Annotated in this window: 17 protein-coding genes, 1 tRNA gene and 1 pseudogene; 14 read left to right on the top strand and 5 right to left on the bottom strand. The window is 40.4% G+C overall.

The window, feature by feature from the left end:
• Positions 1-121: 121 nt before the first annotated feature.
• From HT679_RS03895 to HT679_RS03880, 4 genes and pseudogenes are all read left to right on the top strand, one after another.
• The gene (locus HT679_RS03895) at positions 122-1432 is read left to right on the top strand and encodes a sugar ABC transporter substrate-binding protein (protein ID WP_060628702.1); all 1311 of its coding nucleotides are present in this window, start codon (positions 122-124) and stop codon (positions 1430-1432) included.
• A 97-nt stretch (positions 1433-1529) separates the two neighbouring features.
• Positions 1530-2434 (top strand): annotated as a pseudogene (locus HT679_RS03890) (sugar ABC transporter permease).
• A 1-nt stretch (position 2435) separates the two neighbouring features.
• Positions 2436-3281 (top strand): carbohydrate ABC transporter permease, encoded by an 846-nt coding sequence (locus tag HT679_RS03885; protein ID WP_000819520.1) that lies wholly within the window; start codon positions 2436-2438, stop codon positions 3279-3281.
• Between the two features lie 9 nt (positions 3282-3290).
• Complete coding sequence (locus HT679_RS03880; RefSeq protein WP_173213093.1) at positions 3291-4610, top strand: glycoside hydrolase family 32 protein; 1320 nt, start codon at positions 3291-3293, stop codon at positions 4608-4610.
• A gap of 207 nt (positions 4611-4817) precedes the next feature.
• Here HT679_RS03880 and HT679_RS03875 read toward each other — a convergent pair.
• Both HT679_RS03875 and HT679_RS03870 read right to left on the bottom strand, forming a co-directional pair.
• Positions 4818-4890: transfer RNA gene (locus HT679_RS03875), tRNA-Lys, on the bottom strand.
• A 264-nt stretch (positions 4891-5154) separates the two neighbouring features.
• Complete coding sequence (locus HT679_RS03870) at positions 5155-6426, bottom strand: replication-associated recombination protein A (RefSeq protein WP_173213092.1); 1272 nt, start codon at positions 6424-6426, stop codon at positions 5155-5157.
• A gap of 119 nt (positions 6427-6545) precedes the next feature.
• Between HT679_RS03870 and HT679_RS03865 the strand changes: the two genes are divergently transcribed.
• From HT679_RS03865 to pepF, 7 genes are all read left to right on the top strand, one after another.
• Positions 6546-7016 carry a DUF3013 family protein gene (locus HT679_RS03865; RefSeq protein WP_000257122.1) on the top strand — a complete coding sequence of 157 codons (471 nt, stop codon included), beginning with the start codon at positions 6546-6548 and terminating at the stop codon, positions 7014-7016.
• Between the two features lie 18 nt (positions 7017-7034).
• A complete protein-coding gene (locus HT679_RS03860; RefSeq protein WP_173213091.1) occupies positions 7035-8102 on the top strand; it encodes a M50 family metallopeptidase in 1068 nt (355 codons plus the stop codon).
• Position 8103: 1 nt separating this feature from the next.
• Complete coding sequence (locus HT679_RS03855) at positions 8104-8535, top strand: NUDIX hydrolase (protein ID WP_173213090.1); 432 nt, start codon at positions 8104-8106, stop codon at positions 8533-8535.
• On the top strand, positions 8528-9001 hold the full coding sequence (locus HT679_RS03850; protein WP_173213089.1) for a GNAT family N-acetyltransferase: 474 nt from the start codon (positions 8528-8530) through the stop codon (positions 8999-9001). Before HT679_RS03855 ends, HT679_RS03850 begins: the two co-directional genes overlap by 8 nt.
• A 137-nt stretch (positions 9002-9138) precedes the next feature.
• Positions 9139-10089: a 50S ribosomal protein L11 methyltransferase gene (gene prmA, locus HT679_RS03845; RefSeq protein ID WP_173213187.1), complete on the top strand. Its 951-nt coding sequence runs from the start codon at positions 9139-9141 to the stop codon at positions 10087-10089.
• 1 nt (position 10090) lies between these two features.
• Positions 10091-10834: a 16S rRNA (uracil(1498)-N(3))-methyltransferase gene (locus HT679_RS03840; RefSeq protein ID WP_173213088.1), complete on the top strand. Its 744-nt coding sequence runs from the start codon at positions 10091-10093 to the stop codon at positions 10832-10834.
• Positions 10835-10844: 10 nt separating this feature from the next.
• Positions 10845-12641: an oligoendopeptidase F gene (gene pepF, locus HT679_RS03835; protein WP_173213086.1), complete on the top strand. Its 1797-nt coding sequence runs from the start codon at positions 10845-10847 to the stop codon at positions 12639-12641.
• A 167-nt stretch (positions 12642-12808) separates the two neighbouring features.
• On the opposite strand, the gene HT679_RS03830 is transcribed toward pepF, so the two are convergent.
• A complete protein-coding gene (locus HT679_RS03830; protein ID WP_005591134.1) occupies positions 12809-13198 on the bottom strand; it encodes a nuclear transport factor 2 family protein in 390 nt (129 codons plus the stop codon).
• Positions 13199-13347: 149 nt separating this feature from the next.
• On the opposite strand from HT679_RS03830, the gene HT679_RS03825 reads away from it, so the two are divergent.
• Both HT679_RS03825 and HT679_RS03820 read left to right on the top strand, forming a co-directional pair.
• Positions 13348-13680, top strand: a complete 333-nt coding sequence (locus HT679_RS03825; protein WP_173213084.1) for a helix-turn-helix domain-containing protein — start codon at positions 13348-13350, stop codon at positions 13678-13680.
• Between the two features lie 11 nt (positions 13681-13691).
• Positions 13692-14483: a DUF2785 domain-containing protein gene (locus HT679_RS03820; RefSeq protein WP_173213185.1), complete on the top strand. Its 792-nt coding sequence runs from the start codon at positions 13692-13694 to the stop codon at positions 14481-14483.
• A gap of 107 nt (positions 14484-14590) precedes the next feature.
• Here the strand turns inward: HT679_RS03820 and HT679_RS03815 are convergent, their stop codons facing one another.
• The gene (locus tag HT679_RS03815) at positions 14591-15355 is read right to left on the bottom strand and encodes a (S)-acetoin forming diacetyl reductase (protein WP_000048147.1); all 765 of its coding nucleotides are present in this window, start codon (positions 15353-15355) and stop codon (positions 14591-14593) included.
• A 255-nt stretch (positions 15356-15610) separates the two neighbouring features.
• Between HT679_RS03815 and HT679_RS03810 the strand changes: the two genes are divergently transcribed.
• A complete protein-coding gene (locus HT679_RS03810) occupies positions 15611-16279 on the top strand; it encodes an aquaporin (RefSeq protein WP_173213082.1) in 669 nt (222 codons plus the stop codon).
• 172 nt (positions 16280-16451) lie between these two features.
• On the opposite strand, the gene queF is transcribed toward HT679_RS03810, so the two are convergent.
• Complete coding sequence (queF, locus tag HT679_RS03805) at positions 16452-16943, bottom strand: preQ(1) synthase (RefSeq protein ID WP_000082587.1); 492 nt, start codon at positions 16941-16943, stop codon at positions 16452-16454.
• Positions 16944-16961: the final 18 nt, after the last annotated feature.

Raw genomic sequence — 16961 nt, 5'->3', positions numbered from 1 at the left:
GCTTGACAATTAATGAAAGCGCTGTTATAATATAATCATCAAATGAAACGTTTCAAAAACAGGCTAGAAGCTTGTTTAAAAAATAAATAAAAAATGAAACGTTTCAAAAAGGAGGAAAATAATGCGTAAAGGTACAATGTTATCTGTTGTTGCGGGGCTATCGTTAGCTATACTTGCAGGTTGTAGTGGAGGAACTAACTCAAAACAAGCTAGTTCTTCAAATGATATTAAAGTCTGGGTACAATTCTCTGACGAAACCAATGAAGGAAAAGCTTGGCAAAAAGTTGTTGACAACTTTAATCAATCAGGAAAAAGTAAGTACAAAGTTGTAACTGAGTATATTCCTCGTAGTGGTAGTGGTGGAGGATATGAAGACAAGGTTAATGCTGCTATCACGACTAATAGTCTTCCAGATGTTATTACCCTTGATGGACCAAATACGGCAGCTTATGCAAAATCTAAAGTGATTACTCCGCTAGATGATTATCTAAAAGATAATAATATGGATGATGTTTTGGACAGTATTAAACAACAAGGAACTTATGATGGCAAATTCTATGCATTTGGATTTTCTGAATCGAATGTTGGTGTTTATTACAACAAAAAAATGTTCAAAGAGGCCGGAATTGCGGAATCAGAGCTTCCAACGCTAGAAAAGCCATGGACATGGGACGAATTTAATACGATTGCTAAAAAATTGAAAGATCATTATAACAAACCGGCAATTGATTTTCGTATTAATTCAAACGATGAAATGTTGCCATATGCTTATATGCCGTTGATTTGGTCAAATAATGGTTCTGTCGTAAACGAAGATGGAACAAAGGCAGAAGGATACTTCAACTCCAAAGAGAGTGTAGAAGCAGTTCAATTCATTCAAAATCTTGTAAAAGAAGGTTATACAACTGTTAGTCCAGTCGAAAAAGGTTTTGAAACAGGAGAGTATCCAATGCTTTTGAGTGGTTCTTGGACGATTGCTGACATGAATACAAACTACAAAGATATTGATTTTGGTATCCTTCCTTACCCAGTATCTAGTAAGACGAAAAAATTAGTATCCCCTTCAGGTAGTTGGCAATTAGCTGTTACGACAAAATCTGATAAAAAAGAAGCAGCATCTGAATTTGTTAAATTTGCTACAAATACAGAATCAAGTGAAATTATTAGCTTGGGGAATTCGGTCCTTCCAATTCGTAAATCTACAATTGAAAATATCAAAGATAAAGTATCCGAACCAATGCGTTTCTTGATGGAACAAAATTCAAAAACAGCTCATGCTCGCCCAGTTGTCGTAGCATATCCTCAGGTTTCTCGAGCTTTTCAACAAGCAATGCAAGATATTAGCTATTATGAAGAAAATCCAAATGTGCAAAAAGTCTTGGATACTCGTACAAAAGAAATGCAAACTGCTATTGATCAGTCACTCAAATAATCTGTAAAAAGGAAGGAGGAAGGAAAACGTTTGGAACTACCTTCCCCTTTCTTGTTAGTAGATTAGTTTGATATATATATGACTAAAGGAGATGAATATGAGTAAAGAAACTATTGTGGATACAAAAAGACGTGAAAAAATAAAAGATAACATACTAGGTTATAGTTTTTTAGCTCCAGCTTTAATTTTATTAGGTATCTTTTTGGTAATTCCAGTTGGAATGGTCATTTATTACGCTTTTACAGATTATTATTTGTTGACACCAGATGAAAGAAAATTTGTTGGATTTGAGAATTTTATTCGATTAATAAAGGATCCGATTTTCTTAAAGAGCTTCTTGAATACTTTGAAATTTGTGGTTTGGATTATTCCAGTTCAATTGGGAGCAGCCTTAGGAATGGCTTTGATTGTTAATAAAAAGCGCAAAGGGTGAATATGTTTTTTAAAGTGGCTTTTTTTGCTCCAGTTGTCATGTCCTTGGTAGTTATTTCTATTCTTTGGCTTTATCTTTTAAATCCAAATAGTGGCTTATTAAATGCTATTTTAAATAAGGTAGGTATTGCTTCTCAACCTTTCTTGACTAGTCCTAAACAAGCTATGTATGCAATTGTTTTTGTTTCTGCTTGGCAGGGTGCAGGTTATCAGATGCTTTTATTTTTAGGAGGAATGCAGAATATTCCACAAGATGTCTATGAAGCTGCTGAATTAGATGGATTCTCAAAATGGGCTCAGTTTCGTTATATCACGATGCCCCTACTAAAACCAACAGCCCTGTTTGTATTGTTAACAACTTTAATTTCTGCTTTTAAGCTAATTGTACAACCAATGGTTATGACGCAAGGTGGGCCATTAAACTCAACAATTACTATGGTGTACTATATTTATCAACAAGGTTTTACTGATCGTCTTGTAGGATATTCTAGCTCAATCGCTTTAGTATTTACAACGTTAATTGGTATGATTAGCTTAGTGCAACGTCGCGTTCTGAAGGAGGATGACTAAGATGAAACGATTTAAACCAACAACAATCTTAGAATATATTCTGTTAACGCTATTGGCAGGACTCTTCCTTTTTCCTATGGTTTGGATGGTAGTTTCAGCCATGAAGCCAGAAGCGGATGTTTATAAAAATTTGACTAGTTGGCAAGCCTTCTTACCAAGTTTAAATCCCGCTGATTGGTTTAAACCTTATCAGGAAGTATTTGAGCGCTTTAGTATTTTTACATATCTAGGGAACAGCATTTTTTATGCTGGAACGTTTGCTATTGGTTCTATTATTGTCAATGCACTGGCCGGTTTCGCTTTTGCAAAAGTCAATTTTTCAGGTAAGAAAATTTTATTTGGTTTCTTACTTGCTTTACTTATTATTCCAGTAGAAACTGTGTTAATTCCACAATTTACCATTATCAATTCCTTAGGTTTGGTCAATAATCGTCTTGCAGTTATTATTCCAGGATTGGCGAGTGTATTTAATATTTACTTATTTAGGAATTTCTTTATTGCAATTCCAGAAGAGATTCTTGAGTCTGCAAAGATGGACGGAGCAAGTATCGTTAGAATTTTCTTTAGAATTATGCTTCCAATGTCTAAACCTGCAGTTGCTACAGTTGGCGTTTTATCATTTATTTCAAGCTGGAATGATTATATTTGGCCATTGATGGTTTTGACAGATTCTTCTAAATTTTCAATGCAGGTTGCAATTACAACTATTAATACAACTCAACCAGTTTATATCAATCAGGTAATGGCTGTATTAACTATTTCAACGATTCCGTTGATTTTGGTCTATGTAGTCGCTCAGAAATATATTGTTCAAGGTCTGGGTGGTTCCGGAACTGGAATAAAATAGGATGTACTTATGATAAATAAAACATTTACAGTAGAAAAAGCCAATCGTTTTATAGCAGAAAATAAACGTCTCGTAAATACTCAATATAAGCCTGAAGAACATTTTTCAGCTGAGATTGGTTGGATCAATGATCCAAATGGATTTGTCTATTTTCGTGGAGAATACCATCTCTTTTATCAATTCTATCCTTATGATAGTGTTTGGGGACCTATGCACTGGGGTCATGCTAAAAGTAAGGACTTGGTGACTTGGGAGCACTTGCCAGTGGCACTTGCTCCTGACCAAGATTATGACCGCAATGGATGTTTCTCAGGTTCTGCCATTGTCAAGGATGATCGCCTCTGGCTCATGTACACTGGACATATCGAAGAAGAAACAGGTGTTCGTCAAGTGCAAAATATGGCATTTTCAGACGATGGGATTCACTTTGAAAAGATTGAACAAAATCCAGTTGCAACTGGAGCAGACTTGCCAGATGAGTTGATTGCTGCTGATTTCCGTGATCCAAAACTCTTTGAAAAAGATGGACGCTATTACTCCGTAGTAGCTGCCAAACACAAGGATAATGTGGGCTGTATCGTTCTACTAGGATCCGATAACCTAGTAGAATGGCGGTTCGAATCCATCTTTTTAAAAGGGGTAGAACACCAAGGCTTTATGTGGGAATGCCCAGATTACTTTGAGTTAGATGGGAAGGATTGCCTTATTATGTCACCCATGCGTTATCAGCGTGAGGGAGACTCATATCATAACATCAACTCATCGGTTTTGTTTACGGGTAAGGTAGATTGGGGAGAAAAACGTTTTATCCCAGAATCAGTTCAAGAAATTGATCATGGGCAAGACTTCTATGCGCCTCAAACATTGTTGGACGATCAAAATCGTCGTATCCTGATTGCTTGGATGCAGACATGGGGGCGTACCCTTCCAACCCATGACCAAGAACACAAGTGGGCATGTGCCATGACTTTACCTAGAATTCTAAGGTTGGAAGATGGCAAACTAAGACAATTCCCTGTTAAAAAAGGCCAATATCAAATCCAAATAGATAAAGATTGTCATTACCACTTAGGAAATGATACAGATTATCTTGAATTTGGTTATGACAGTAATGCGCAGCAAGTTTACATTGATCGTAGCCATCTTGTTCAAAAAATTCTAGGTGAAGAAGAACAGGACACTAGTCGACGGTATGTAGATATTGAAGCTAAAGAATTGGATGTTATTTTAGATAAAAATTCCATCGAGATTTTTGTCAATCAAGGCGAAGCAAGCTTGACTGCAACTTATTACTTAACAGTGCCAGCTAAGCTATCACGAATCGATTAAAAATTAAGTTATTTCTCCTAAAGAAAAAGTTCTCTTTCTAGCAAAATGGAAAGAGAACTTTTTGTGTTTTGGGTATATAAGCTTAGTTTATAGTATTTGTAAAATTGGTGTTGGATTATGATTTAAGCTAGTTTTCTAAAGAATTTGAAAAAAATTTTATTTAAGCAAAAAAACCTTGGTTCCAAGGCTTTTCCTGTTGTATTTAGATGCCCCCTACAGGGATCGAACCTGTGACCCACGGATTAAGAGTCCGCTGCTCTGCCAGCTGAGCTAAGGAGGCAAATAAAAAAGCTGTATTGGTGCCGAAACTTCACGGTTTGTATTGAACCCGCGCAATTAAGCAGGTGGGCAACTCGCTCTAACTGAAGCTGTTTCCGTGTGAGACGGCCTACATGCTGTTAGAAGACTTTTGTTTCCCTAATAATACAAAAAATAGTCGGTCAACACTTAAGTGTGAAGTCGTACACCACAGCGTTTCTATGTTTATATGATACCACTTTTTCAAAAAAAATCAAGAGGAAAGTGCAATTTTTTGAAAAGGATTTCAGATTTTTCGCAAATGGTCGATAGCTTCCTTTCTTTGAGCCAAAGCCCGTTCATATTTACCAGTATCTTCTGCTTGGAAATAGTGATGATTACGAATTTTTTCTGGCAGATAGTCTTGCTTGACCCAATTTCCAGGATAGTTGTGTGGATAGAGATAGTCTTGGGCATTCCCCAGTTCCTTGCTTCCACTGTAGTGCCCATCACGCAGGTGTCGTGGAATGGGCAAATGACCTGATGTTTTGAGGTCAGCAAGTGCCTTATCCATAGCTACATAGGCTGAGTTGGATTTTGGAGAAAGTGACAAATCAATGACGACATTGGCAATGAGAATGCGGGCTTCTGGGAAACCAATCTTTTGAGCGGCATCCAGAGCAGTCACGGTGTGAATCTGGGCTTCAGGATTGGCTAAGCCGATATCTTCATAGGCGATAACAGTCAAGCGACGAGCGAGACTGGGCAAATCACCAGCCTCAATCAAGCGGGCAGCATAGTGGAGACTGGCATCCACATCTGAGCCACGGATAGACTTTTGCAGGGCTGAGAGAACATCATAGTGACCATCTCCATCCTTATCCATAGTGATGTAGCTCCGCTGCAGGCTATTTTCCATGATGTCTAGGGTGATATGGCGAATGCCCTTGTCATTTTCAGGGGTAGAGAGAACTGCCAAATCTAGTGAGTTAAAGGCAGAGCGCAGGTCTCCGTTTGTAGAGGTTGCGATGAAATCCAGCGCATCCTCATCTAGTTCTACTGGAAAATCAAAACCACGCTCAGGGTTACTTAGAGCTATCTGAAGAGCCTCTTTGACGTCTTGGTTAGACAGAGGTTCCAACTCAAAAATTTGAACACGGCTACGAATGGCTGGAGTGACAGAAAAGAAAGGATTTTCAGTCGTAGCCCCAATCATGATGACCAGTCCACTTTCCAAGAGAGGCAAGAGGAAGTCTTGCTTGGTTTTATCTAGTCTATGAATCTCGTCTAGTAATAGGACGAGACCACCAGAGAATTTCGCCTCTTCCGCAATTTCTTGCAGTCGCTTTTTACTATCAACTGTCGCATTGAAAGTTCGAAAGGCATACTTGGTCGTTCCAGCGATGGCAGAGGCAATACTGGTTTTGCCGATTCCCGGAGGGCCATATAGAATCATGGAGGACAGGCGGTTGGCTTCCACCATGCGGCGGATGATTTTTCCAGGTCCGACCAGATGCTCCTGACCGATTACCTGGTCGATGGTTTTAGGGCGCATGCGAAGCGCGAGATTGTCTGGCATAGCAGTCCTTTCTAACGTGGATTTTCTGATGTATATGTGGTAAGATGGTAGTATCTATTTTAGCATATTTCCGAGCAATCGGGGCGATTTAAGAGTCGCATAGATAGAAAGAGGACAAAATGGCAACATATGGATTTTTAGATGTTTTAGAGGAAGAGTTGGAGAAGAACTTTCCCTTTGACTTTGAGATTAGTTGGGACAAACGCAACCACGCAGTTGAAGTGAGTTTTCTATTGGAAGCGCAAAATGCTGCAGGTGTGGAGATGGTAGATGAAGACGGAGAGGTTTCGTCAGATGACATTCTCTTTGAAGAAGCAGTTCTTTTCTACAATCCTGCCAAATCAACCGTCAATGAGGAAGACTATTTGACGGTCATCCCTTACTTGCCTAAAAAAGGCTTTTCTCGCGAATTTCTAGCTTATTTTGCTCTATTCCTCAAAGACACTGCAGAGGTTGGACTAGATGCCCTTATGGACTTTTTGGAAGACCCAGAGGCAGAAGAATTTGTCATGGAATGGAACCAAGAAGTCTTTGAAGAAGGAAAAGTCGGCTTGGAAGAGGGAGAGTTTTATCCTTATCCGAGATACTAGGAGTTGGATGGAGATTTTATGAAGAAAATTGGGATTTATTTGGTTTATGTGCTAGCTATTGTCTGTATTATGCTGGCTTTTGCTTGTGGAACAATCGCATTTGCAGAGTTGGGGTATTCCGCAGTTTTAGTCTTTACTTTTGGTTATGCCTTCGCTCTTCTAAGTATATATTTAATCTTTATTCTTCATGAGCTGGGACATGCTTTTTGTGGTTACTTGACAGGCTATCGGCTGGTGGCTTTTGGATTAGGACATTTTATTTTGACCAAAAAGTCAGGCAGGTTTCATCTTAGTAGAACAGCCATTCTGAAAAATGTTGGTGCTCAATACATTGGTTTAAAAGAGGATGAAAGCGATCAAAGAATCATCTTGATGCTTTCAGGAGGCTTGATGGTTCATCTCAGCTTGATATTATTGGCGATATTGTTTGTATTTTTGACAAGAAGCTGGTATTTTGCAGGGACTTGGATTTTTCTTAATTTGTCTTTCTTCCTAAATAACATTTTGCCAGTCGGCATCACCGATGGCGCAAAAATTTGGGAATTGCTACAACACCCTGAAAATACGAAATATGCCTACCTGATGTTGAGGCATTCTGCCCAGACCTTGCTAGCTCCTCAAGAATATGATTTAAAAGACTTTGTCATGTCTGTTGATGAGGAGGTGAGAGGGAGTTTTGCAGAAAGTGTTCAGACTCTTCAGGGGTTGGTATTCATATTGGATGATAATATAGAGCTTGCAAAGCAAGAGTTTCAGTCTGTGCTAGAGAAAACAGATAATCCAATGTCTAAAACTATTTCTCAATTATACCTTCTTCAAATTGTTCTGATAGAAGGAGATAATAAGAAAGCGGAAGAATATGCAAGTATTCGAGGGGTTAAATCCTTTTTATCTCTAAAAACAGCAGATATGCAGATCATTCAAGCTTGGTATCAATTTAAGGTAAGGAAAGATGTAGTTCAAACTCACAAGGCTATGAAGATTGCTAGACAGAAAATGAATAGCAGCCGGATGTTACGGGATGAGAAAAGCTATTATCAAAATTGGTTAGCCGAGCTGGAAAAGGAATTAACCGAAGGAGTCTAATATGGAAATAGAGATTTTTGATTTCACAGGCTGTAAGATTGCTTTGTTTTGTGGGGATAGGCTCTTGACTATCTTACGCGATGATAAGGCAAGCATTCCCTGGCCCAATATGTGGGAACTTCCAGGCGGTGGACGCGAAGGTGATGAAAGTCCTTTTGAGTGCGTGGCGCGTGAAGTTTATGAAGAACTTGGTGTTTATCTGACTGAGGATTGTCTGCTTTGGAGCAAGGTTTACCCAAGTATGCTCTATGATGGTCGGCACTCTGTCTTTATGGTTGGTCAGCTAAGTCAAGAACAGTTTGACAATATCACCTTTGGAGATGAAGGACAAGCCTATAAACTGATGAACATTGAGGAATTTTTGACATCCAGTCAAGTTGTCCCTCAGTTGCAGGAGAGATTGAGGGATTATTTGGAGGAAGAGTATGATTAGACTTGAACGAGCAGGGGCAGAGGATTTAGAAACCGTAATTGCAATTCAAAGAGCTAGTTTTAAGGCTGTTTATGATAAATACCAAGATGAATACGATCCTTATCTGGAGGACAGTGAACGAATTAAGTGGAAACTAGTCGAGCGTCCCAATAGCTATTACTACTTTGTGAAAGAAAAGGACGAAAAAATCGGATTTTTACGAGTTCAGACCAATGAAGAGTTGACGGAGGCTTGGTTGGGAACGGCAGCGATTTTGCCCCAGTATCAAGGAAAAGGTTATGGCTCTGAGGGATTGCGCTTGCTAGGAGAGGAATTTCCAACCGTTAGACAGTGGAATTTGTGTACGGTATTACAGGATGAAGGTATGGTTGCTTTCTATGAGAAGAACGGCTACCATCAAACTCATATCGAGCCTGAAAAAGAAGGTATGGATATGGTTTACATGAAAAAATTGATTGACAAATAGAAAGGATGGTTCGGTTACATTTCTAAACTGAACCCGCCCTAAACACTGTGCCAAAAAGATAAACTTCTCTTAGACACAAGCGTCTTCAGAGAATTTCCTATTTTGGATTTGTGTTTTACGGGCTTGGTATCTTAATGATGGAAACATGGCAAGAGTTAAAAGTTACAGTGAAGCGTGAGGGAGAGGAGTTGGTTTCCAATCTCTTGATCGAGCTGGGAGCGCAAGGCGTTGCGATTGAAGACAGTATGGATTATGTGGGAAATGTGGATCGCTTCGGTGAAATTTTCCCAGAGGTCGAACAACAAGAAGAAATCGTAGTGACAGCCTACTACCCTGATACGGTTGATATAGCAACGGTTGAGGCAAATTTGCAGGCTCGCTTAGCAGAATTGACAGATTTTATGGATTTGGGAGAGGTCAAAATGGGGACGACTGCCTTGGCTGAGGAAGACTGGGCAGACAACTGGAAGAAATACTATGAGCCAGCTCGTATTACACATGACTTGACCATCGTGCCGTCTTGGACAGACTATGAGGCGACTGCGGGAGAAAAAATTATCAAGCTAGACCCTGGTATGGCCTTTGGAACGGGAACCCATCCAACCACTAAGATGAGCCTCTTTGCCTTGGAGCAGGTCCTTCGTGGTGGCGAAACGGTGCTGGATGTGGGTACTGGATCAGGCGTCCTCTCCATTGCTAGCTCGCTACTTGGAGCTAAGGAAATTTTCGCCTATGACCTAGATGATGTGGCGGTTCGTGTTGCTCAGGAAAATATTGAGCTCAACCCTGGTATGGAAAATATCCATGTTGCTGCTGGAGACTTGCTTAAGGGAGTTGAGATTGAGGCAGATGTGATTGTGGCTAATATCTTGGCGGATATTCTCATTCATCTGACGGATGATGCTTATCGCTTGGTCAAGGATGAAGGCTACCTCATCATGAGTGGCATTATCAAGGACAAGTGGGATATGGTGCGCGAGTCGGCTGAGTCAGCTGGATTTTTCCTCGAAACTCACATGGTTCAAGGGGAATGGAATGCCTGTGTCTTTAAGAAAACCAAGGATATTTCCGGTGTGATTGGAGGCTAGCATGCAACAGTATTTTGTCAAAGGCAGTGCTATCTCTCCTGTCACCATCGAGGACAAGGAAACCAGCAAGCATATGTTTCAGGTTATGCGCTTGAAAGAAGATGATGAGGTGACCTTGGTCTTTGATGATGGAATTAAGCGCTTGGCGCGTGTGCTGGATGTGGAAGCCCGTCAGTTTGAGTTGGTTCAAGAATTAACTGACAATGTGGAATTACCAATCCAAGTGACCATCGCATCCGGCTTTCCCAAAGGGGACAAGCTGGAGTTTATTACTCAAAAAGTAACCGAGCTCGGAGCCAGCCAAATCTGGGCCTTTCCTGCTGATTGGTCGGTCGCCAAATGGGATGGCAAGAAATTGGGTAAAAAGGTTGAAAAACTAGAAAAAATCGCCCTTGGAGCAGCAGAGCAAAGCAAGCGTAATATGGTTCCAAGTATCAAGCTTTTCGAGAAAAAATCAGACTTTCTAGCCCAACTTGACCAATTTGACCGCGTCGTAGTGGCTTATGAAGAGTCGGCCAAAGAAGGAGAAAGCGCTGCGCTTTTACAAGCAGTCACTGGACTCGAGAAGGGAGCCAAATTGCTCTTTATATTTGGTCCAGAAGGTGGTCTTTCACCTGCAGAAATCGAAAGTTTTGAAGCTAAGGGAGCAGTCTTGGCAGGTCTTGGTCCTCGTATTTTGCGAGCAGAAACAGCACCACTTTACGCTTTAACAGCCCTTAGTGTTTTATTAGAATTAGAGAAATAAGAGGAAGAAAATGGAACAAAAACACCGTTCAGAATTTCCAGAGAAGGAACTTTGGGATTTAACAGCCCTATACCAAGACCGTGAGGATTTCTTGCGTGCAATCGAAAAGGCTCGCGAAGACATCAACCAATTTAGCCGTGATTACAAGAGTAATCTGCATACTTTTGAGGATTTTGAGAAGGCTTTTGCGGAATTGGAGCAAATCTACATTCAGATGAGCCATATTGGAAACTATGGATTTATGCCTCAGACGACAGACTATAGCAATGACGAATTTGCCAATATTGCCCAAGCTGGGATGGAATTTGAAACAGATGCCAGCGTAGCCTTGACCTTCTTTGACGATGCTCTGGTGGCAGCAGACGAGGAAGTTTTGGATCGTTTGGGAGAGTTGCCACATTTAACAGCAGCCATTCGTCAGGCCAAAATCAAAAAAGCCCACTATCTAGGGGCTGATGTGGAGAAGGCCTTGACCAATCTGGGCGAAGTTTTCTACAGTCCACAGGACATTTACACTAAGATGCGAGCTGGGGATTTTGAAATGGCTGACTTTGAAGCCCATGGCAAAACCTACAAAAACAGCTTTGTGACCTATGAGAATTTCTACCAAAACCACGAGGACGCTGAGGTTCGTGAGAAATCTTTCCGTTCCTTCTCAGAAGGACTTCGTAAGCACCAAAATACAGCTGCGGCAGCCTATTTAGCCCAAGTCAAGTCTGAAAAACTCTTGGCAGATATGAAGGGTTACGACTCAGTCTTTGATTATCTTCTAGCTGAGCAGGAAGTGGATCGTGCCATGTTTGACCGCCAGATTGACCTCATTATGCAGGACTTTGCGCCAGTTGCTCAGAGATACCTCAAGCATGTTGCCAAGGTTAATGGTCTTGAAAAGATGACTTTTGCAGACTGGAAATTGGACTTGGACAGCGCCCTGAATCCTCAAGTGACCATTGACGATGCCTATGATTTGGTCATGAAGTCGGTAGAACCTTTGGGGCAAGAATATTGTCAGGAAGTTGCTCGCTATCAAGAAGAGCGCTGGGTGGACTTCGCTGCCAATAGTGGCAAGGATTCTGGCGGATATGCGGCGGACCCATATCGCGTGCACCCTTATGTCCTCATGAGCTGGACAGGTCGTTTGAGCGATGTCTATACTTTGATTCATGAAATCGGGCATTCTGGTCAATTCATCTTTTCAGATAATCACCAGAGCTACTTCAACGCCCACATGTCGACCTACTATGTTGAAGCACCGTCAACTTTCAATGAATTGCTTTTCAGTGATTACTTGGAGCACCAGTCTGACGACCCTCGTCAAAAACGTTTCGCCCTTGCTCACCGTTTGACAGACACCTACTTCCATAATTTCATTACTCACCTTTTGGAAGCAGCCTTCCAGCGCAAGGTTTATACACTGATTGAAGAAGGGGAGACCTTCGGAGCAAGCAAACTCAACAGCATTATGAAGGAAGTCTTGACTGAGTTCTGGGGGGATGCCATTGAGATTGATGATGATGCAGCTCTGACTTGGATGCGCCAAGCTCATTATTACATGGGCTTGTATAGTTACACTTACTCAGCTGGACTTGTGATTTCGACTGCAGGTTACCTCCATCTTAAAAACTCAGAAACTGGAGCTGAAGATTGGCTCAATCTTCTCAAATCAGGTGGTAGCAAGACACCACTTGAGTCAGCTATGATTATCGGTGCTGATATTTCAACAGATAAACCACTCCGTGATACCATCCAATTCTTGTCTGACACAGTTGATCAGATCATCGCCTACAGTGCCCAGTTGGGAGAGTAAATTAAAAGAGTCTGGGACAAAAGTCTAACCTTAAATAAAAAAAGCGAACAAAACGAGTTATCTGATACTCAGAATTCTGTCTTATTCGCTTTTTTCTAATCTATCGATTTTAAAAATTTATAATAAAGAATTCCTAAAATCAAAGTTTTTTGTCCTAGCCTCTTAAATTATCCCCAAAAGCTATCTTCTTCAGCTTGATCTGAAGAGAAGAGCCAAACTTCTTTGATTTTTCCGTCTTCAATGCGGAAGAGGTCAATTCCGTTCATATTGAGTTCAGTACCATCAGCCCGTGTTCCAAGAAAAGTAACATTGGCTGCGATTAAATCCTTATTGTCAGAAACCCAATTTGTTACCACCTTAAAGGTTCCATTAGTTTTCTCAGCAAATGTAGCCAGGTGAGTTCCTAGCTTGTCCTTACCAACAACTGTACCAGATATACTATGAGTACCAGGTTGATGCCAGATAATATCGTCTGCCATCGTTTCAAAGACACCAGGAAAGTCACCAGCAATTAAAGCTTGGTTATAAGCGTTGAAAATTTCTAAGTTTGTTGACATATCTATTCTCCATTTCTTTTTTATGATATAATTGTAACAGTTACAAACAAAAAACAAGTAGACACTTTTTCGATAGCTGGTATCAAAAATAGTACTATTATTGATACTAAAAGATAAATTTTTTTAAAAAAATAGAAAGAAGATATTTTATGACAAATAAAGTGAGTGAGTATGGTATTTGTCCATTTGCGACAACGCAGAGGGTTTTAACGGGGAAATGGGCACTGGTAATCATTTATCAGTTGAGTACGGGTACCAAACGATTTAAAGAATTACAGAGATTGTTGCCTGGGATTACTCAAACTATTTTGACCCGTCATCTCCGTCAATTAGAAAAGGATAAGATTGTTCAACGAAAGGTCTATGCCGAAGTTCCCCCACGAGTTGAGTACAGCTTAACTGAAATGGGGCAGGAATTCAGAGTTGTTTTAGATGCTGTCGAGAAATGGGGTCTGGATTATATCAAGTTGCTAAAAATGTAGAGGTATTGACCATGTATCAAGAGTTACTTAGGAAAATAACAGAAGAAAAACCAAGTTATGACCAGGAAGAAATCCAATGGTTGCTTGATCATTTGGGAGATCCTTCTCCAGAAATTCGCGATGACCTTGTTTTTACAAGCTTTGCTAGGGGGATTCAGGAAGAGCTATTTACACAGGAACAATTTCATTTCATTGCTGAAGGGATTTCATCTGATGGAGGGTTAGATAAAGATATTGATAAGGTAGGCCTGTCAACACTTGAACGTTCTTTTAGGGCGCTTATTTATGCAAATCTCTTGTCTGCAGATGCCAACCAGCTATCGATTTTTTATCAGGAATTAAATGCAGGAATTCGTAATGTCCTTTTAAATCAAGGTTTGTATTATCTTTCAAAAGAAAAGGATACAAGGGGTTTTTCAAGTCAGTATGGTTGGGTTCACACTTTTGCACATGGAGCCGATTTACTGACAGAGGTGGTTTGTCATCCAGACTTTCCTAAAAACAGAGTTCATGAAGTATTTGACATACTTGGTCCATTATTTAAAAGAATTCCCATTAGTTTTACAGATGATGAAGATTGGCGTTTAGCAAGAGTGATCTATGAACCTATTTTACAAGGGAAGTTGGAGCAAGAGCAAGTAGCTTCTTGGATAAAAGCTGTTGACTTTCCTATAGAAGAAAGGGAAGATTTTTATAAATTTTCCAACTTCAGATCCTGTCTGTTGGAAGTCTATGTCCAACTTGACCAGAGAAATAGTTTACAAGATGACTTGAAAGAAGCCATCCAGTCTTTTCAATACTAGGGATAAGCTAATATTATTTATTGAAAGAGTTTCTATTGTATCCTCCTAACTAATAATGAAAACTAATAAAAGAGGTTGAATCATTTTCCAACCTCTTTTTGTGTATCTTAATGGAATTGCATACCACCATCAACGATAATGGTTTGTCCTGTAATGTAGTTTGAATCTGGTCCTGCAAGGAAGCTGACAGCAGCAGCCACATCTTCTGGTTCAGATAGACGTTTTAGGGTAATATCTTTTGCAAATGTCTGCATACCCCACTCGTCATCTTTTCCTGCATTTTTACCAACTTCATGAGCGATGTCGTACATCATTGGTGTTTTCACAATACCTGGTGCGTAGGCGTTAACAGTGATTCCTGAGTCTGCTAGATCACGTGCTAATGTTTGCGTAATTCCACGAACAGCAAATTTGGTTCCACCATAAACGGTTAGATTTGGGTTACCGACTACACCTGCTTGAGAGGTTGCGTTGATAATTTTACCTCCGTGGCCAAGTGCTTTAAATTGCGCTTGTGCAGCTTGTGAACCCCAAATGACACCACCAACGTTGATACCGAAAGTGCGTGTAAATTGTTCCTCAGTAATTGTATCAAGAGGAGTAGTTGGAGCAACACCAGCGTTATTTACGACAACATTCAAATCACCAAAATGGTCAACAACCTTTTGAAATGCTTGTGCAACTTCGGCCTGTTTCGAAACATCGGCCACGACAGCAAAGGCATTTTCAGCTGATAATTCGGCAACAGCTTTTTCAGCTGTTTCGGGATTGTAGTCTAAGACTCCTACCTTAAAGCCATCTTGAACCAATCGTTTTGCGATTGCAAAACCGATTCCTTGACCTGCACCTGTGACAATAGCAACTTTAGACATATGCTTCCTCCTTGGTATCCACGATACCATTCAAACGTTCATAAAAGAACAGCAAAGTTGTAAAAATTAGTTCAAATTAGGGAATGAATAACTAATTAGAACTATATTGACATTATATAACTTTGGAAAAAATGTTTCAAATAAATGCTACCGTTTTTATAGAATTCTATCCTGAAAATTTCCAATCAATTTTCTTGAAACCCTTTCTTTCTTTTGATAGACTAATATCTAGTTTTTGAAAAAAGGAGAAAGAAAATGAAAAAAATTGTTGCTGAGTTAATCGGTACGTTCATGCTTGTGTTCGTTGGGACGGGAGCTGTTGTTTTTGGAAATGGTCTTGATGGCCTTGGTCACCTAGGGATTGCCTTTGCCTTTGGTCTGGCAATCGTAGTTGCAGCCTACTCAATCGGAACTGTTTCAGGTGCCCACTTGAACCCAGCTGTTTCGATTGCTATGTTTGTCAATAAACGTTTGTCATCTTCGGAGCTTGTCAACTACATCTTTGGACAAGTAGTTGGAGCTTTCCTTGCGTCAGCTGCGGTCTTCTTCCTCTTGGCTAACTCAGGGATGTCAACTGCAAGTCTTGGTGAAAATGCCTTGGCAAACGGTGTTACTGTCTTTGGTGGTTTCTTGTTTGAAGTTATCGCAACTTTCTTGTTTGTCTTGGTTATCATGACTGTGACTTCAGAAAGCAAGGGAAATGGCGCGATTGCTGGTTTGGTAATCGGTTTGTCCTTGATGGCGATGATTCTTGTGGGATTGAACATTACTGGGCTTTCAGTAAACCCAGCTCGTAGCTTGGCACCAGCTGTCTTGGTAGGTGGCGCAGCCCTTCAACAAGTATGGATTTTCATCCTTGCACCAATTGTTGGTGGAGTTCTTGCAGCCCTTGTTGCTAAAAACTTCCTTGGAACAGAAGAATAATTGAAACTCAAAAAGCCTTGCTCCTCATCTTGAGGAACAGGGCTTTTTCGTATGATACTCTTCGAAAATCTCTTCAAACCACGTCAGCTTCTATCTGCAACCTCAAAGCTGTGCTTTGAGCAGCCTGTGGCTAGCTTCCTAGTTTGCTTTTTGATTTTCATTGAGTATGAGTTTAACGGTTGTCAATTTTCTCTGGATAAAGGTCGTGTTGGAAGAGGCGTTGTTCTGCCAAGCCTTCATACTTAGTTCCTGGCTTACCGTAGTTGTAGTAGGGGTCGATTGAGATACCACCGCGCGGAGTGAATTTTCCCCAAACCTCCAAATAGCGAGGGTCTAGCAAGTTGACCAAGTCCTTCCCGATGGTGTTGATACAGTTTTCGTGGAAATCTCCGTGATTTCGGTAACTAAAGAGGTAGAGTTTTAGGGATTTTGACTCGACACAGAGCTTGTCAGGAATGTAGGAAATATAAATCGTCGCAAAGTCTGGCTGAGCAGTGATTGGGCAAAGTGAGGTAAATTCAGGACAGTTAAATTTGATGAAATAGTCATTTTCCACATGACGATTGTCAAAGGATTCGAGGACTTCTGGTTGGTACTCGAAAATGTAGTTGGTTTCTTTGTTGCCTAGTAGGCTGAGGTTTTTCATTTCTTCTTGTTGTGACATGATTTTTTCTTTCTAATC

Source organism: Streptococcus sp. 4886, assembly GCF_013276485.1.
GTDB lineage: Bacteria > Bacillota > Bacilli > Lactobacillales > Streptococcaceae > Streptococcus.
Note: the sequence above shows the minus strand (reverse complement) of the source record. Positions and strands in the feature narration are given on the sequence as shown.

Coding starts and splice junctions, on each gene's coding strand:
- HT679_RS03865 (WP_000257122.1), top strand. CDS start 6,546: ATGGCAACATATGGATTTTTAGATGTTTTAGAGGAAGAGTTGGAGAAG.
- HT679_RS03860 (WP_173213091.1), top strand. CDS start 7,035: ATGAAGAAAATTGGGATTTATTTGGTTTATGTGCTAGCTATTGTCTGT.
- HT679_RS03870 (WP_173213092.1), bottom strand. CDS start 6,426: ATGCCAGACAATCTCGCGCTTCGCATGCGCCCTAAAACCATCGACCAG.
- queF (WP_000082587.1), bottom strand. CDS start 16,943: ATGTCACAACAAGAAGAAATGAAAAACCTCAGCCTACTAGGCAACAAA.
- HT679_RS03810 (WP_173213082.1), top strand. CDS start 15,611: ATGAAAAAAATTGTTGCTGAGTTAATCGGTACGTTCATGCTTGTGTTC.
- HT679_RS03880 (WP_173213093.1), top strand. CDS start 3,291: ATGATAAATAAAACATTTACAGTAGAAAAAGCCAATCGTTTTATAGCA.
- prmA (WP_173213187.1), top strand. CDS start 9,139: ATGGAAACATGGCAAGAGTTAAAAGTTACAGTGAAGCGTGAGGGAGAG.
- HT679_RS03840 (WP_173213088.1), top strand. CDS start 10,091: ATGCAACAGTATTTTGTCAAAGGCAGTGCTATCTCTCCTGTCACCATC.
- HT679_RS03885 (WP_000819520.1), top strand. CDS start 2,436: ATGAAACGATTTAAACCAACAACAATCTTAGAATATATTCTGTTAACG.
- pepF (WP_173213086.1), top strand. CDS start 10,845: ATGGAACAAAAACACCGTTCAGAATTTCCAGAGAAGGAACTTTGGGAT.
- HT679_RS03855 (WP_173213090.1), top strand. CDS start 8,104: ATGGAAATAGAGATTTTTGATTTCACAGGCTGTAAGATTGCTTTGTTT.
- HT679_RS03830 (WP_005591134.1), bottom strand. CDS start 13,198: ATGTCAACAAACTTAGAAATTTTCAACGCTTATAACCAAGCTTTAATT.
- HT679_RS03895 (WP_060628702.1), top strand. CDS start 122: ATGCGTAAAGGTACAATGTTATCTGTTGTTGCGGGGCTATCGTTAGCT.
- HT679_RS03820 (WP_173213185.1), top strand. CDS start 13,692: ATGTATCAAGAGTTACTTAGGAAAATAACAGAAGAAAAACCAAGTTAT.
- HT679_RS03850 (WP_173213089.1), top strand. CDS start 8,528: ATGATTAGACTTGAACGAGCAGGGGCAGAGGATTTAGAAACCGTAATT.
- HT679_RS03825 (WP_173213084.1), top strand. CDS start 13,348: ATGACAAATAAAGTGAGTGAGTATGGTATTTGTCCATTTGCGACAACG.
- HT679_RS03815 (WP_000048147.1), bottom strand. CDS start 15,355: ATGTCTAAAGTTGCTATTGTCACAGGTGCAGGTCAAGGAATCGGTTTT.